The sequence below is a fragment of the Stenotrophomonas sp. Y-13 genome (assembly GCF_046267925.1).
Lineage (GTDB): Bacteria > Pseudomonadota > Gammaproteobacteria > Xanthomonadales > Xanthomonadaceae > Stenotrophomonas > Stenotrophomonas acidaminiphila_A.
The window spans coordinates 2,306,088-2,321,050 of record NZ_CP176501.1 but is presented as its reverse complement, the minus strand read 5'-3'; the positions used below and the strand labels follow the sequence as shown (position 1 = coordinate 2,321,050).

Genomic DNA, 14,963 nt, shown 5'->3' with positions numbered 1-14,963 from the left:
AGGCGATGACGCATTCCCCCTGAGTCAGGGGGCGGCCGCGAAGCGGCGGGGTCTGGAAGCCCGAGATGGGGCCCGCGGTTTGCGTTGCAAACCGTGGGGCGTCAGCGCGAAGGCGATGACGCATCAGCGAAGGTAGCGGCGCGTCCCCGGCTATCATGGCGGCAGTTCCCAAGGATGCCGCCATGTTTCCCCGATTGCCCACCGTCACCAAGGCGCTGCTGATCGCCAACGTCGTGCTGTTCATCCTGCAGCAGCCGTTCCTGCTGGGGATGGAAACGTTCGAGCCGTTCATGTTGTGGCCGCTCAATACCGGTGGCTTCGACCCGTTCTCGCCCGGGCAGAACTTCCAGCCTTGGCAACTGCTGACCTATGGCTTCCTGCATGGCGGTTTCACCCACCTGTTGTTCAACATGCTGGCGCTGTACATGTTCGGCGCACCGCTGGAGCTGACCTGGGGCGAGAAGCGCTTTGCCACGTATTACCTGGTGTGCGTGGCCGGCGCCGGCCTGTGCCAGCTGCTGGTGGCGGCGCTGATCGGCGAGGGCGGCCCGGTGCTGGGTGCGTCCGGTGGCGTGTTCGGCTTGCTGCTGGCGTTCGGCATGCTGTTCCCGAACCAGCGGGTGATGCTGCTGTTCCCGCCTATCCCGATGAAGGCGCGCACCTTCGTCATCGTGTTCGGCGCCATCGAACTGATGCTGGGGTTCACCGGCTGGCAGCCGGGGGTGGCGCATTTCGCGCACCTGGGCGGCATGCTGTTCGGCTGGCTGCTGATCCGCTACTGGCGCGGGCAGCCGCCGTTCAACCGCCGCGGTGGTGGCGGCCGACCCAACCACCTGCGCCGGGTGAAGTGACGCGCGGCGCGCGTCACGCGTAGGTGCCGGGCTTGCCCGGCACAGGGCTGTCCAGGCGAGGCGTCATGCAGGGGTCATGCGCGGCGAGCCCCGCCTCTACAGGGCAGGAAACAAAAAAGGCGCGGAAGTCCGCGCCTTTTTCGTGGGCCGAGGGAGTGGCCCGTCAGCGCCAGATCCGGATCTGCTCCGCATCGGTGCGCTGCATCGGCTGGCCGGGCTTGCACTGGAACGCCGCGCCGAAGGCCGGCAGGTTGGCCAGCGGGCCGTTGGTACGCCAGCGGCCCGGCGCGCGCGGTTCGGCGCCCAGCCGCTGCACCGCCTCGTTGGGCGAGAGCTGCTGCGGCCACAGCGATGCCCAGGCGCGGAAGAAGGCCTGGCGGTCGGCCGGGCTGGCGTCCGGCTGCGCGGCGGCGAACGCCTCCCAGGCGATCTCCACGCCGGAGATGTCGGCCATGTTCTCGTCGCGGGTCAGTTCGCCGTTGACCTTGGCGTCCTTCACCCCCGGGAACGGGTAAGCGCCGTACTGCGTGGCGACGCGGTTGCCGATCAGGGTCCAGGCGCTCTTGTCCGCCGGCGTCCACCAGCTGCGCAGCTCGCCCTTGGCATCGACCAGCGCGCCCTTGGCGTCGATCGCGCGGCTGATCTCATGCGCGACCAGGCCGCCGTAGGCGCCGAACTTGCCCGGCAGGCCGTCGGCATCGGTGAAGATCGGCCCCTGCAGCGCGGCGGCGGTGACGATCAGGCGGTTCTGCGCCAGGTCATAGGACAGCGCTGGCTGCTGTGGCAGCACGTCCCAGCGGCGGTCGGCGTTGCCCTTGCCGATGCGCTTCATTTCCTGGGCATGGCGCCAGGTCGAGGCGATCAGCATGTTGCCGCCGAAGCTGCCACGGCCCATCGGCTGCACGGTGTAGTCGAGGTCGCGCAGCGGCTTGCCGATCTCGATCTTCAGCGCGGCCAGCTTGGCCTCGGCCTCGCTCCTGGCCTCGGCGCTCATCCAGGTGCTGCGCTTGACCGCGGCGATCTGCGCTTCACGGATCTGGTCGACCATCAGCCCGGCCTGGCGCAGCGCGTCGCGGCTGACATGGGCGGCGGCGTATTCATGGCCCAGCATCGGGCCGGCGGCGACGTTGATCGCGTCGAGCACCTGTTCCCAGCGCGCCGGCGCGATGGCCTGGCCGCGCAGCACGCGGCCGCGGAACTCGAATTCCGCGTCACGGTAGGCCTTGGACAGGTACGGCGCCATGGCATCGCCCACGCGCCAGCGCAGGTAGGCCTTCCACTGCTCGGCCGGCAGCCGGGTGATCATGCCGTTGAGCTGCTGGAACAGCGCCGGATCGGACAGCGACACCAGGTCGTCGTTGACGCCCTGCGCCTTGAGGAACGCGTCCAGCTGCAGGTTGCGGTAGCGGCTGTTCAGGTCCTTGGTGGAGACCGGCGCGTAGTTGTTGAACGGGTTGTTGATGCCGGCCAGCGGCTGCGCGTTGCGCGCCAGCTCGGTCTCCAGCTGGATCACCAGCGCCGACTCGGCGTCGAGCTTGCTGGCCGGGGTGCCGGTCAGCGCCAGGATCTGCTTCACATAGGCGCGGTAGCGACCCATCAGCGCCACCGTGTCGGCGTCGGTGCGGGTGTAGAAGGCCGGGTCGGGCAGGCCCATGCCGCCCTGCATGAAGTAGCCGATGTGGCGGTCCAGCGCCTTGAGGTCGACGTCCGGGGCGAAGTTGAACGCCACCGGGATGCCGACCTGGTGCAGCGCGGCGATCGAGGCGGGGATGTCCTTCGCTTTCTTGATCGCATTGATGCGGCCCAGCAGCGGCGCGATCGGCTTGGAGCCGTCGGCTTCCACGGCCGCCTCGTCCAGGCCGCTGGCCCAGAAATCGCCCAGCAGCTTCTGCACGTTGCCCTGCGGCGCAGTCATCGCGCGCTCCAGCAGCTGGCGCTGCTGGGTGCGGGCGTTGTCGGCCAGTTGCCCCAGCGCGGTGACGGCGCCGACCTGCGGGACCGGATTGGCCTTGAGCCAGTCTGCGTTGGCCTGCTCGTAGAAGTCGGTGCAGGCGGGGCTGACCGCGGGCGCGCGCGGGGCAGCCTTCTTGCGCGCGGCATCGGCGCCAGGCGCCGACAGCGCGGCGGCCACGCCAAAGGCCAGTGCCAGGGAAAGCGGGCGGAGGGTGGGCATGTGCAGCGGATCCGTCGAGGACTGAAAGTGGGCGGAGTTTAGCAGCGGGCGGCGCAGACGGAGGAGCGTGCCACGGCACCGGTGCGGGCAGGCGCCGCGGTTGCGTCGGCGCCGCGCGCGTGGCGCCTTCGTGCGTGCGCGGCGCGCGGAAAAACGAAGGCCCGGGAAATCCCGGGCCTTCGTTGGCTGGCGCGTGGTGCGCTGGCCGATTACCAGATCACCACCTGCTTGTCGCCGCTGCGGACCATCGGCGAGCCGGCCTTGCACTGGAACGCGGCGGCGAAGGTCGGCAGGTTCGACGGCGCACCCATGGCGCGGAACTGCGCCGGGGCGTGCGGGTCGGTGGCCAGGCGGACCTTGGCATTCTCCGGGGTGTACTTGGTGCGCCACACGGTGGCCCAGTTGAAGAAGAAGCGCTGGTCGCGGGTGAAGCCGTCGATCTTCGGGTCTTCCTTGCCGGCGCTGGCCTTCTGCAGGGCGTCGTAGGCGGTGGCCAGGCCGCCGAGGTCGGCGATGTTCTCGCCCAGGGTCAGCGAGCCGTTGACGTTCTGGTCGCCCACCTTGTACTCGTCGAACTGCTTGACCAGCTTGCCGGTCAGGCTGGAGAAGCCCTTGGCGTCGGCCTCGGTCCACCAGTTCTCGAAGTTGCCGGTCGGCCCGAAGCGGCTGCCCTGGTCGTCGTAGCCGTGGGTCATCTCATGGCCGATCACCGCGCCGATGCCGCCGTAGTTGAGCGCGTCGTCGGCGTTGGGGTCGAAGAACGGCGGCTGCAGGATGGCGGCCGGGAACACGATCTCGTTCTGCAGCGGGTTGTAGTAGGCATTGACCGTCTGCGGGGTCATGCCCCACTCGGTCTTGTCGACGGGCTGGCCGATCTTGGACAACGCGAACTTGTAGTTGAACGCGTTGGCGGCGCGGATGTTGCCCAGGTAGTCGTCGTGCCTGGTCTGCAGGCCGCTCCAGTCGCGCCACTTGTCCGGGTAGCCGATCTTCGGGGTGAAGGTCTCCCACTTGGCGATGGCCTTGGCCTTTGTCTCGGCGCTCATCCACGGCAGGTTCTGGATGCGGTCCTTCAGCGCCGCGGCCAGGTTCTTCACCAGTTCTTCCATCTTGGCCTTGGCTTCCGGCGAGAAGGCGACCTTGACGTACATCTGGCCGAAGGCTTCGCCGGCGTCGTTCTCGATGGTCCCCAGCACGCGCTTCCAGCGCGGCTTGATTTCCTTCTGGCCGTTGAGTTCCTTGCCGTAGAACGCGTAGTTCTCCTGCACGAACGCATCGCTCAGGTACGGCGAGGCGCCGTCGACGGTGTGGAAGCGCAGGTAGGCGCGCCATGCGGCCGGGTCGGTGTCGCCCAGCATCTTGCTCACTTCCTGGTGGAAGCCGGGGATGGCCAGCGAGAACTTCTCCGGCGCGGCGATGCCCTGCGCCTCGAAGAACTTGCTCCAGCTGAAGTTCGGGGTCAGCTTGTCGGCGTCGGCCACGGTGACCGGGTTGTAGTACAGCGAGACATCGCGCGACAGCTCGACGCTGGACTTGGAGGCCTTGGCCAGGCGGGTCTCGAACTTGACCACGTCCTCGGCCTGCTTGGCGGCGTCGGCCGCGGCCACGCCCGACAGTTCCAGCACCTTGGCCACGTGCGCCTGGTAGGCCTTGAGCTTGTCGGCCTTCTTCGCGTCGGTGTAGTAGGTGCTGTCCGGCAGGCCCAGGCCGCCCTGGCTGGCGTAGGCCATGTTCATCGACGAGTTCTTGAAGTCCGCTTCGGGGCCGAAGCCGAACAGCACGTTCTCGCCCTTGGCGGCGCTGGTGCGCAGGTAGTTGGCGATGGCGTCCTTGTCGGCCAGCGCGTCGATGGCCTCCAGGTCGGCCTTCAGCGGGGTGATGCCCAGCGCGTTGATCTTGGCTTCGTCCATGCCCGAGGCCCAGAAGTCGCCGACGATCTTCTCCACGCCGGTCGCGTTCTTCATCGCCGCGGCCTGTTCGGCCAGCTGGTGCTGCACGGCGACCGAGCGCTCGTCGAGGATGGTGAAGGCGCCCCAGCTGGTGCGGTCGCCCGGGATCTCGTTGGCGCTGAGCCACTTGTCGTTGACGTAGCCGCCGAAGTCGGTGCAGGCGTCCTTGCTGGGATCCAGGTCGGCCACGCTGAAGGCGTTGTAGGCCGGCAGCTTGGACTCGTCCAGCTTCAGTTCGGCGGCGGCCTCGGGGGTCGGCGCGGTGGCGGCCGCGGCCGGGGCTTCTTCTTTCTTGCAGCCGACCAGCGCGGCCGAGACGGCCAGGGTCAGCAGGAGAATCTGGGGTTTGCTAACGATCACAGGAGGCCTCCGGGCCGGATTCGGTGCATGGGTGAGACCCCGATCACGGGGCGTGCGCAGAAGATACGCCTGTAACCGTTGCCGAAAGGGTGTCGAAGGTCATGCCGGTCGCCGGGTCCGGCGGCTGCCGCGGGGTGATATACAGGGCGGATGACAGACAACGCTTCGCGGCAGTGGGATGCGGTCCTGGTCGGCGGCGGCCACAACGGACTGGTGTGCGCGGCCTACCTGGCCAGGGCCGGCAAACGGGTACTGGTGCTGGAGCGGCGCGAGGTGGTCGGCGGCGCCGCGGTCACCGAGGAATTCCATCCCGGCTTCCGCAATTCGGTGGCGTCCTACACGGTGTCGCTGCTGCAGCCGCGGGTGATCGAGGACCTGCAGCTCGAGCGCCATGGCCTGCGCGTGGTGCCGCGGCGGATCAACAATTTCCTGCCACTGCCCGGCGGCCGCTACCTGCTGGCCGGCGGCGGGCGCACCGGCCTGGAAGTGGCGAAGTTCTCCGCCCGCGATGCCGAACGCCTGCCGGCCTACGAGCAGCGCCTGGAGATCTTCGCCGACGTGCTGCGCGCGGTGGCGCTGCAGCCGCCGCCGAACGTGACCGGCGGCGGCTGGCTGCATGCGCTGCCGGAACTGTGGAAGGCCGGCCAGCTGGGGCGGCGCCTGCAGGGCCTGGACATCGCCTTGAAACAGGAGTTGCTGGACCTGTTCACCCTGTCCGCGGCCGAATACCTGGACCGCTGGTTCGAAAGCGAACCGATCAAGGCGCTGTTCGGCTTCGACGGCATCGTCGGCAACTACGCCAGCCCGTATGCGCCGGGCACCGCCTACGTGCTGCTGCACCACGTGTTCGGGCAGAGCAACGGGGTCAAGGGCGCCTGGGGCCATGCCATCGGCGGCATGGGCGCCATCACCCAGGCGATGGCACGTTCGGCGATCGAGGCCGGCGCAGTGATCCGCACCGGCGCCGGCGTGGAGCGGGTGCTGGTGGAAGGAGGGCGGGCGACCGGCGTGGTGACCGCCGGCGGCGAGGTGATCCGCGCCCGCGCGGTGGTCGCCAACGTGAATCCAAAACTGCTGTACGAGCGGTTGCTGGAACCGGCGGACGTGCCGCCGGCCACCCGCGAGCGGATGGCGAACTGGCGCTGCGGTTCGGGCACGTTCCGCATGAACGTGGCGCTGTCGCGGCTGCCCGATTTCAGCGTGCTGCCGGGGCAGGGCGACCATCTCACCGCCGGCATCATCATCGCCCCGAGCCTGGACTACATGGACCGTGCCTGGCAGGACGCGCGCCGCCACGGCTGGTCGCGCGAGCCGGTGGTGGAGATGCTCATTCCCAGCACGCTGGACGATTCGCTGGCGCCGCCGGGCCAGCACGTCGCCAGCCTGTTCTGCCAGCACGTGGCACCGCAGCTGCCGGACGGGCGCAGCTGGGACGACCACCGCGAGGAGGTGGCCGACCTGATGATCGCCACCGTCGAGCGCCACGCCCCCGGCTTCGCCGCCTCGGTGCTGGGCCGGCAAATCCTCAGCCCGCTGGACCTGGAACGCACCTTCGGCCTGGTGGGTGGCGACATCTTCCACGGCGCGCTGAGCCTCAACCAGCTGTTCAGCGCGAGGCCGATGCTGGGCCAGGCCAACTACCGCGGCGCGATCCCCGGGCTGTACCTGTGCGGTTCCGGCACCCATCCCGGCGGCGGCGTGACCGGGGCGCCGGGGCATAATGCGGCGCGGGAGATACTAAAGGACCGCGTTTGACGACGACGGAGCAGGTCCGGCGTTGTCAGGGACTGTCACGGAGGCCTTCAATACGGGGCATCTCATCGTCTGCGTCCGGTTCTGGAGCGTCCAGAAGCGGCGCCACCGGCGGTATGCGTGACGGCTGCTTGTCGGCAGGCAGCTGTTGCGCGGAGCCGACGTTTACGGTGGCGATGCGCGGCTTCATCCATGACGAATCCTGCCATGCCTGGTACTTGGCAGGATCCCAATAGCGTTCGTCATAGAACTTCGAACCATCAATTTCGGTACTGCCCACGGCCGTGGGAATGATGATGCGTACGTTCCCGCTAAAACCGGTCCTGCTGCCGGTAAGGCTCCTGCGCTCTCTGCGTAGCTTGGAGGCAATACGCGGCAACGCCGCCGCGTCACCGTAACGGGCATAGACCTCCTGCCCTACCTCAAGCGCCTGTGCACGCTCGTCTTCTGACAGGTCAGTCCAGTACCGCTCGCGCATCCCCGCAAAACCCTCGTAGCCACGCTCTGCTGCGAGATCCATCCAGGCATAGGCCCGCGCCCGGTCGCGCTCGGTGCCGGTGCCGGTCCATAACATCTCCGCGACCATGCCTTGTGACGGCTTGTCCCCGTAGAAGGCAGCATTCTGGAAGTATCGCAGCGCCTTTTTGTGCTCACCCGACTTGTATTTTTCAATGCCAAGCATTCGAAAGCGCAAGTCCGGGTGTCCATTGAGGAAGCCGGATGTGACCATCAGTGGATCCTGTACAGGATCGGCCGGAAGCGTACCGACTGCCTCGCGCGCGACAGCGGGAGTCCAAGCGCTCGACAGGGCCAATAAGATAAATGCCCTGGTGAGTGTGCCTTTAAGCGTCATATGTCTGCTTTCTGCTGTCCCTGCCATGAAGCAATGTTCGACTGGCTGGCAGGTGCCGTGGAACGGTCAAAAGTCATTGCGGCGACGGGGGGCGCGAAACGCCCCCCGTCGCTCGTGGCACCGCCATTCTCCGGGCGCGTTTACCACGCCCGCGTCAGTCCGCGTTGGTCGGTTGGCCGACATCGACCTTGCCATCGCCGATATGACGCTGGAAGAAGCCCAGCATCTCCGTGTACAGGTTGACGCGTGCGTCCTCGCCGTAGAAGCCATGCATTTCGCCGGACTGGATGATCATGCCTTCCGGTTTGTTGCCTGCTGCGATCAGAGCCTTGTTCATCAGTTCCGTCTGCTCTGGCGGAGTGCGTACGTCACGGGCACCAGCGGCGAGATACACCGGGATCTTCACTTCGTCAGCCCGGCGTGCGGGTGAGCTCTCCGCCCACAGCTTGGAATCGGTCCCATGCGTACGCCGCAGGAAGCGACGACCCGAGTCCCGCTCGGGTATGTCGCCCTTCTTGAACATCATGTCGATGTCATAGACACCCACATATCCGAACGTGCATTTGAACAGGCCGGGCTCTCTGATGGGTGCCATCAGTGCGGAATAGCCGCCGAAGCTGCCGCCGTATATACAGATGCGATCCTTGTTGGCGTAGCCGTTGTCGATCACCCAGTGCGTCGCGTCGAGTATGTCGTTCTGGATTCCTTGGCTCCATTGCTGGTGGCCTGCATCCTGAAATTCCTTGCCATACCCACCAGAGCCTCGGTAGTTGACCTGCAGCGTCGCATAGCCCCTGCTGGCAAACAATTGTGTTTCCGGATTGAAACCCCAGCGGTCGCGCGGGCCGATGGGGCCGCCGTGTGGATTCACGATCAGTGGAAGATTCTTGCCATCACTGCCGTGCGGTAGGGTGAGGAATGCATGGATGAGCTTTCCGTCACGAGAGGTGAACGAGAAAGGCTTCACCGAGGCGAGCCGGGCCGACGCCAGCTGCGGCCTCTGCTTCATCAGAAACCGCGCCTTGCCGCTTTCACGATCGAACAGATACAGCTCGGATGGGTTGGTATCGCTGTAAACGTTGACGATGATCTTCTTGCCATCGGCAGTGGCGTTGGAGAAGTCGACCATCTGCCCTTCGAACGCATTCGCCAGCGACAGATAAAGCTGTGCATCCGGATGATCTTCATTGGTGAGTGTGACCTTGGGGGCCCCGGCCTCGGTGACCACGCCAATGAGCGTTGTTTCATCCGTTGACCAGATCATGTCGGAGACCTCGGCGACGGGATCCTGGTGAAGCGTCGTGAACTTTCCTGTCGAGGGATCCAGCGTGCCTATCGCGGCTGGCCGCCGTCCGTCATCGCGACTTGCATAGATCGTGCCGTTCGTGGTTGCCCGCACGATATCCAGATGGTTGCCGTCCGATTGGGATGAGTTGATCAGGGTCCAGTTGCCCGCATCCCGCCGGTAGAGCTCGGTTCGCTCATCGTACTCGCCATCGTCACCCTTGCTGGTGGAGCAGACTGCGAACTGCGGTTGCTTGGCGGAATCCAGGGTGATGTTGCAGTTCTCCTTTGGTGCGCGCGCCAGGCTGGTACGCCGACCACTCAAAGTATCCATCCTGACGATTTCGGTGCCGACGCCCTCGGAGGAACGGGCGCTGGTCACTTGCATGATCACGTTCTGATCGTCGTCTTTCAGCGTATCAAGCAGACTGAAACGCTCTGCGCCGACGGTCTTTGCCCGTTGGGTGGCATCACGGGTGCCGTAGAAAATGAGTGGCCGCGGCTGCGAGCCATCTGCGTTCACGGCAAACCATTCTCCGGTCGAAAAGGGAGCCGCATAACCGCCCATCTTCTTGACAGCGTTGAACATCAGGCGTTCCGGGCTCGTCCAGTAGAAACTGCCAACGCTTTTCTGGTCGGGGAGCTGGTTGACCTTGACGATCTTGAGGTCGGAAGTCCGCAGTACGGCCAGTACGTCCTGTTCACCGCGATCCATGGTGATGGCGATATAGCGCCCATCCGGCGAAATCTTGGCGGTACCGTAGGCGGAGTGCGCGACAAAGTCGCGGATTGACGGGGGCGACTGCACCGGCGCCGCAGAGGCGGCAGAGATGGAAAGTGTGAGCAGAATGGCTGCTGGCAGGCATGATTTCATCTGGATTTCCTTGTCTGATATCGGCTTGCGCATCAACAGAATGGCCCGGGAGTACCCGGGCCATTCGGTTTACATCACGTGTTCAATCAACGGAAGCGGTACTGGAACTCGACCGCAACCTCACGTCCAACTGCATCAAAGGCGCGCCAGAAGTACGGGTAAGAGTTGAAGCCGTCGTCCCTCGGGTGATGGTTGTCGAACATGTTGTTGACGTACAGGTTCACCTGTGCCTTGTCAGTGATCTTCTTGCCGACACTGCCGTTCCAGATGAAATAGGGGGCGATGCGGCCGGTTTCCTGCCAATTGGGCAGGCTGCCATAGCGGATCATGAACAATGCCGCCTGCCAGTCATTACGCTGCCAGGTACCGGTTGCACGGATACGGCTACGGAAATCGAAGTTACCCAGGTCATCGCGGTAGTCCAGGACCGGGTCGGTCTTGAACTGCGCGGAGGTCTGGCCCAGGGTGTGCGACCAGCCCACCTGGACGCGGAAGTCACCCAGTCGGTCGGTGTCCAGCCTGTAGTCCAGGGTCGCGTCGATACCCTTGGTGCCGAGGACCGCGCGGTTGATCGGGCCACGGCGGATCTCCGTGATCTGACCATCGTTCGGCGTGCCCGGAGCGCTCAGGCGGGAAACACGCGACAGCATGTCGTTACAGAATGCGGAACCCAAGGTGCCCAGGGTGAACGGCTGGCCATTGCGGGTCTTGCCGGTGATGCAGCCCGCTTCCCCTTCCAGGATATAGGCGGAAGTGATGTCGGAGACCACGTCCTCCAACTCGATGTGGTAGTAGTCGGCGCTGATCGACAGGCCGTCAATGATGTCCCACACGAAGCCGGCCGTCCACGACTTGCCGGTCTCTTCACGCAGATCCTTGGTGCCCTGGCGGACGCCGAACGCAGTGTAGTTGGTGGTCGTATCCGAGGTCGGGCACTGCGACGCCACGCGGCCACTTTCAAGGCAGCGGCGCACGTCGAGAATGCTGCTGTACGAGCCGCTGCGCTCTGCGAATACGTAGTGCATGTCCGGGGCGCGGAAGCTGGTCGCGTAGGAGCCGCGCACCAGCAGGTTCGAGAACGGACGCCATTCGAGGCCTGCGTTCCAGGTGCGGGCGTCATCCACCGCCGTGATGTCGTCGTACTTGTCAAGACGGCCGGCGATGCTGGCCTTCAGGCTGTCGAAGATCGGAACAGACAGCTCGACACCCGTCGCGTAACGGTCACGCTTGCCGCCGCCGCCCGTGCCCGTGCGGTTGTAGGGGCGATCGGCACCGGTATAGTCCGGCAGGATACGCGGATCTTCGTTCAGCTCGTACTCTTGCTGGGATGCTTCCACCACGGCTGCGAAGCCGAGCGGACCCGCAGGCAGTTCGAAGAGATCACCGGAAACCACGAAGTTGCCCTGGTTCACGTACGACTTTGCATCCGTCTTGATGACGGTGCTCATCGACGCGAACTGCTCAGGCGTCAGCGCACTGTAGTAGCGGGATTCATTCAGATCATAGATCGCGTAGCCGTTGCGCGTGCCAATACGCTGGCCGAGGAACCAGTCGTTGATCTTCGAGGCGATAAGGCGCGGAGTTTCGACCTTGATGCGGTACTCCGCGCGGGACAGGGTGGCATCCCAGTCGAAGCGTTCACCGAAGTTCCCCTTGAAGCCGACGGCAAAATCGTAGGACTTCTCGTCGTTCTTGCTCATCAGCTTGTCCACGCCGCCGGCTTCCTGCGGTGTGAAGACGCGCTGCGCGTCGACGATGGTGCCAAGGCCCTGGTCGTACCAGAGGCCACCGACAGTGGGGCCACCCCAGAACTGGGTGCCACCGGTGTACTTGGCGCGCGACCAGTAAGTCTGCAGGCTTGCCCATGCCTGGACCCCGCTGTCGAAATCGAACGTGCCGTACAGGTAGGCCGACATGTCGTTGTTGCCATTGCTGATCGTCTGGTAACCCACATCCTTGTAGCTGCCGCAAGCCTGGCCAAGGTTGGTGATCACGCCGGCTGCATTAGCGGAGCGATAGTTGTGGCGAACCCACTCGTCGCCAAACTGCTCGCACGCCCCCGGGGGCGGCGCGATATAGCTGTTCGCGCTCTTGGTGCGGTCGCGGACGCGCATGGTTCCGGTTGGCTGGATGCCCACGTAGTCCGGTGGCAGCGGGTTGTCCAGCAGCGAGTCCATGAAGTCACGCTGGAACGCATGCAGCGGCTCGGAGTTGAAATACTCGACGGCATAAGTGACGCTCCACTTGTCGCCCGTCTTTCCGCCAATCCACTGCAGGTCGGCGCGATCTCGGCCGCCATCGGTGGTGGTGGAGCCCTTGACCTTGAGCAGATCGCCTTCGAAGTTCGTTTTGAGAACGATGTTGACCACGCCGGCAACGGCGTCGGAGCCGTAAATCGCCGAAGCGCCGCCTGCCAGCAGTTCGATACGCTCGACTGCGGCGGCGGGGATATTGCCGAAGTTGGCGAAGTTGCTCTGCCCGTTGTAGGGCAGTGGGTAGTCGGCGGCACGACGGCCATTGATCAGCAGCAGGGTGCGGCCCGGGCCGAGGCCGCGGAGGTTGATCACGCTGGCATTCGGCGTGAAGCCACCCTGGAAAATCTCATTCTGGGTGGATCCGCTGGCCTGGGTCAGGGTGTTGAGCGCATCGAAGACGGTAGTGAAGCCTTCGCGCTCGATCTGAGCGGAGGAAATCACTGTTACCGGTGCTGGACCCTCGACCTCTGCGCGCTTGATGCGGGAGCCGGTGACTGTGACCTTGTCCAGATTGGTTGCATTCTTGTTGCTCACCTCATGGCCGGGCTGGAGTTCAGCTTCCTGAGCATGAGCCGGCGCTACTGCAGTGACTAGCATGGCACTGGCGAGCGCGAACGACAGCGGGTGACGGCTGAGTGAGAAGCGGTTGATCATCGGTTGCCCCTGGGTGCAGTGTGCGAGGTGAAAGCCGGATCGGCAGTCCGTGCTTCACTCTCCTCGCGGTCTGGAATCACGTCGCAAAAAATTCATGTGCCGATAACTTCGAATTAACACATGGTTAATTTTGCATGTCAACCATTCAGTTCATGGTCATAAGTGCGTGATCCGGCAAACTTCTGGCTCGACGACGGTGGTCAGGTCTCATTGAAGATCCGAGCGCACTGGATGTCCTATGGAAGCGCAACTGCGTGGTGGCCCAGAACTCAAGTCGTCGGAGTGCCGCACGTGATGCAGGGTCTGGCGCCGCTGCATCGGGCCATCAAAGGAATGGGGCGCCTGGCCTGCCGCTACCCTGGAGCTCTTCTATGAAGCATCATCTGCGGGTTTATCTGATCAGGAATTACTAGCATGGCCTCGCAGAAAGCCGCCCTGTCGACGAGCATTCACCGCGTCCAGAAGGGACTTTCGCCCCATCCCCGCATCCGCAACGTCATCGCCGTGGGTTCCGGCAAGGGCGGGGTCGGCAAGTCGACGACGGCGGTGAACCTGGCTGTGGCGCTGCAGCAACTGGGCGCGCGGGTGGGGGTGCTGGATGCTGACATCTACGGGCCCAGCATGCCGGCGATGCTGGGGCTCAGCGGGCGCCCGGAGAGCCCGGACAACAAGTCGATCGAGCCGATGCGGGCGTTCGGGGTGGAGACCATGTCGATCGGGTTCCTGGTCGATCAGGACTCGCCGATGATCTGGCGCGGGCCGATGGCCACGTCGGCGCTGACCCAGCTGTTCAACGACACCCGCTGGGACGATCTGGACTACCTGCTAGTCGACCTGCCGCCGGGCACCGGCGACATCCAGCTGACCCTGGCGCAGAAGATCCCGGTGGCCGGCGCGGTGATCGTGACCACGCCGCAGGACATCGCCACCCTGGACGCGCGCAAGGCGCTGAAGATGTTCGAGAAGGTCGAAGTGCCGGTGCTGGGCATCATCGAGAACATGGCGGTGCATACCTGCTCCAGCTGCGGCCACGTCGAGCACCTGTTCGGCGCAGGCGGCGGCCAGCGCATGGCCGCCCAGTACGGGGTGCCGCTGCTGGGCTCGCTGCCGCTGGAGATCGGCATCCGCGAGCAGGGCGACGCCGGCACGCCGATCGTGGCGGCGGCGCCTGATTCGGCGGCCGCCAAAGCCTATGTGGCCGCGGCGCGGCGCATGGTCGAGGAGCTGGGCAAGCGCCCGCGGGCGGGCATTCCCATCGTTTCCTCGCTGGTCTGAGCCGGCGGCCGCTACCACCCGGGCGCCATGCCAGGCGCCGGGCTTGGGCTAGAATCGCCCTCCCTCCGGCCCGCGGGCCGGGTTCCATCGCCACCAGGAACGTCGAATGAGCATCAAGAGTGACCGCTGGATCCGCCGCATGTCCGAGCAGCACGGCATGATCGAGCCGTACGAAGCCGGGCAGGTCAAGCAGCTTGATGGCCAGCGCATCGTCAGCTACGGCACCTCCAGCTACGGCTATGACGTGCGCTGTTCGCGCGAATTCAAGGTGTTCACCAACATCAACTCGACCATCGTCGACCCCAAACACTTCGACCCGAAGAGTTTCGTCGACATCGAGGCCGACGAGTGCATCATCCCGCCGAACTCGTTCGCGCTGGCGCGCACGGTGGAGTACTTCCGCATCCCGCGCGATACGCTGGTGGTGTGCCTGGGCAAGAGCACCTATGCGCGCTGCGGGATCATCGTCAACGTGACCCCGCTGGAGCCGGAGTGGGAAGGCCACGTGACCCTGGAGTTCTCCAACACCACGCCGCTGCCGGCACGCATCTATGCCAACGAGGGCGTGGCGCAGATGCTGTTCTTCCAGGCCGACAAGGACGATGTCTGCGAGACGTCCTACCGCGATCGCGGCGGCAAGTACCAGGGCCAGACCGGGGTGACCCTGCCGCGTACCTGAGCGG

The 14,963-nt window shown here is 65.2% G+C and carries 9 protein-coding genes; 4 read left to right on the top strand and 5 right to left on the bottom strand.

All coding sequences use genetic code 11. From position 1 onward, the window contains the following. The first annotated feature begins 182 nt into the window (after positions 1-182). On the top strand, positions 183-851 hold the full coding sequence (locus ACJ7VY_RS10565; RefSeq protein WP_161613609.1) for a rhomboid family intramembrane serine protease: 669 nt from the start codon (positions 183-185) through the stop codon (positions 849-851). 163 nt (positions 852-1,014) lie between these two features. Here the strand turns inward: ACJ7VY_RS10565 and ACJ7VY_RS10560 are convergent, their stop codons facing one another. Continuing rightward, positions 1,015-3,024: a M13 family metallopeptidase gene (locus ACJ7VY_RS10560; protein WP_313253410.1), complete on the bottom strand. Its 2,010-nt coding sequence runs from the start codon at positions 3,022-3,024 to the stop codon at positions 1,015-1,017. Positions 3,025-3,233: 209 nt separating this feature from the next. After that, on the bottom strand, positions 3,234-5,333 hold the full coding sequence (locus ACJ7VY_RS10555) for a M13 family metallopeptidase (RefSeq protein WP_409475586.1): 2,100 nt from the start codon (positions 5,331-5,333) through the stop codon (positions 3,234-3,236). Positions 5,334-5,483: 150 nt separating this feature from the next. On the opposite strand from ACJ7VY_RS10555, the gene ACJ7VY_RS10550 reads away from it, so the two are divergent. Continuing rightward, positions 5,484-7,088 carry a phytoene desaturase family protein gene (locus ACJ7VY_RS10550; RefSeq protein ID WP_409475585.1) on the top strand — a complete coding sequence of 535 codons (1,605 nt, stop codon included), beginning with the start codon at positions 5,484-5,486 and terminating at the stop codon, positions 7,086-7,088. A 25-nt stretch (positions 7,089-7,113) separates the two neighbouring features. Here ACJ7VY_RS10550 and ACJ7VY_RS10545 read toward each other — a convergent pair whose 3' ends face one another. From ACJ7VY_RS10545 to ACJ7VY_RS10535, 3 genes are all read right to left on the bottom strand, one after another. Then, a complete protein-coding gene (locus tag ACJ7VY_RS10545) occupies positions 7,114-7,938 on the bottom strand; it encodes a hypothetical protein (RefSeq protein ID WP_313253406.1) in 825 nt (274 codons plus the stop codon). A gap of 154 nt (positions 7,939-8,092) precedes the next feature. Further along, positions 8,093-10,096 carry an alpha/beta hydrolase family protein gene (locus tag ACJ7VY_RS10540; RefSeq protein ID WP_104939117.1) on the bottom strand — a complete coding sequence of 668 codons (2,004 nt, stop codon included), beginning with the start codon at positions 10,094-10,096 and terminating at the stop codon, positions 8,093-8,095. An 86-nt stretch (positions 10,097-10,182) separates the two neighbouring features. Next, entirely contained in the window at positions 10,183-13,005 is a 2,823-nt protein-coding gene (locus ACJ7VY_RS10535) for a TonB-dependent siderophore receptor (RefSeq protein ID WP_287130771.1), read from the bottom strand. Positions 13,006-13,419: 414 nt separating this feature from the next. Between ACJ7VY_RS10535 and apbC the strand changes: the two genes are divergently transcribed. Further along, positions 13,420-14,280 carry an iron-sulfur cluster carrier protein ApbC gene (gene apbC, locus ACJ7VY_RS10530; protein WP_409475584.1) on the top strand — a complete coding sequence of 287 codons (861 nt, stop codon included), beginning with the start codon at positions 13,420-13,422 and terminating at the stop codon, positions 14,278-14,280. Between the two features lie 106 nt (positions 14,281-14,386). Continuing rightward, the gene (gene dcd / locus ACJ7VY_RS10525; protein WP_054666666.1) at positions 14,387-14,959 is read left to right on the top strand and encodes a dCTP deaminase; all 573 of its coding nucleotides are present in this window, start codon (positions 14,387-14,389) and stop codon (positions 14,957-14,959) included. Positions 14,960-14,963 lie beyond the last annotated feature (4 nt).